Here is a 2104-nt window from a genome sequence, read left to right as displayed (position 1 = left end):
TAGGCCGGGAGCCGCTCGGCCAGTGCGGCACGCAGCCGCGTCGGGTCGGCTGTCCCGGTGATGTAGGCGACCAAGCGCTTGTCACCGGGGCGGTCCTCGCGGACGATCACCACCGCCTGCTCCACCCCAGCCAAACCGGCTACGGCCGCCTGGATCTCGCCGAGTTCGATGCGATACCCGCGGATCTTGACCTGCTCATCGGCCCGTCCCAGATACTCCAACTGCCCATCACGGCCCCACCGCACCAAATCCCCGGTGCGATACATCCGCGCCCCCGACCCACCAAATGGACACGCCACAAACCGCGACCCGGTCAAGCCGGCCCGGCCCAGATAGCCGACACCCACCCCGCGCCCGGCCACATACAACTCGCCGGCCACCCCGACCGGCACCGGGTGCAACCACTCATCGAGAACAAACAACGCCGCCGTCGATACCGGCCCACCAATGGGCACCACCGCATCCCCGACTGACAACGGCGCGCTCATCGACGCATACACCGTGGCCTCGGTGGGACCATACGCATTGATCAGCACCCGCCCGGGCGCCCACCGATCCACCACCTCGACCGGACACGCCTCACCACCGAGCAACACCGCCACCGACTCCAAACCCTCAGACGGTAAAACGCCTACCGCAGAAGGGGTTTGGGTCAACACGGTGACCCGCTCACTGATCAGCAGATCGTGGAAATCCTGTGGTGAGCCCACCACCTGCTCGGGCACCACCACCAACCGGCCCCCACCGAGCAGCGCCGCCCAGATCTCCCACACCGAAAAGTCAAACGCATACGAATGACACTGCGTCCAAACCTGCTCGGCCGGCAGTCCGCTCGGCAACGAGGCCGCCAAATGCGTCACGTTCTGATGAGTGACCGCCACCCCCTTGGGCACACCGGTAGTACCCGAGGTGTAAATCAGATACGCGACATCATCGCCGGCCGGCGCCGGCAGGGCGGTGCCGGGCTGGTCATGCACCGCAGGATCATCGACCTCGATGACCCGAACCCCAAAACCAGCCAACCGATCAACCAAACCCGCAGTCGTGAGCACCGCCATTGGCCTGGCATCGGCAAGCATGAATTCGATCCGCGCATCAGGCTGCCCGGCATCGATCGGCAGATACGACGCCCCCGCCTTGAGCACCGACAACATCGCCACGACCGCCCCCGCCGAGCGCTCCAACAACAACGCCACACACTGCCCCGGCCCCACACCCCGACCAACCAACAAATGCGCCAACCGATTCGACGCCTCATCAAGATCCCGATAACTCATCGAGCGACCCTCGAAGCTGATCGCCACCGCCTCCGGGGCGCGCGCCACATGCTCGCCGAACACCACCGGAACCGACACCGACGCGCTCACCGGCCGAGACAACACCGCACGATTACCGAGCTCATCTAGACGCACACGCTCACCGGCATCGAGCACATCGATCGACGACAACCGCCGCCCCGGATCGGTCGCCATCACCTCCAACACCCGCTCCAACCGCCCGACCAACACCTCGACACTCTGCGCATCGAACACGTCGGTACGGAACTCCACCGACCCACCAATCCCCGCCGGCTCACCGGCGTGGGTCCAACGCTCGGCCAACGACAACGACAAATCCGTACGCGCAGTACGGGTGTGCACCGGCAATTCAGAGACCTCTAGATCACCCAACGCCAACCCAGCCGCATCACCCATGCCCACCCCGGGAAGGTTTTGCCAGGCCAACATCACCTGCACCAACGGGTGATACGCCAGACTCCGGGTCGGGTTGAGCCGCTCAACAAGCACCTCGAAAGGCACGTCCTGGTGGTCATAGGCGGCCAGGCCCCGCGCCCGTACCCGCGCCAACACCTCCGCACCAGTCGGATCCCCACCCAAATCCACCCGCAACACCAACGTGTTGACGAAAAAACCCACCAACTCATCCAGCGCAGGATCACGCCGCCCCGCAATCGGGAAACCCACCGCCACATCGCTACTCGCGCTGAGCTTGCCCAGCAACACCGCAAGCGCAGCCTGCACCACCATAAAACTGGTCACATCATGCTCACCGGCCACCGCACGCAGCCGCTGCTGCAACTCAGCCGACCACTCCACCGCCACCG

Annotated in this window: 1 protein-coding gene; it reads right to left on the bottom strand. The window is 65.2% G+C overall.

Annotated features, from left to right (window positions below; genetic code table 11):
* Positions 1 to 2104 (bottom strand): non-ribosomal peptide synthetase (locus AC5Y4T_RS26060; protein WP_499956133.1); only part of this gene is annotated, 2104 nt, incomplete at both ends.

The sequence above is a fragment of the Mycobacterium sp. NGS11 genome (genome assembly GCF_059813315.1).
The sequence above is the reverse complement of the archived record's forward strand: the minus strand, read 5'-3'. Positions and strand labels throughout refer to the sequence as shown.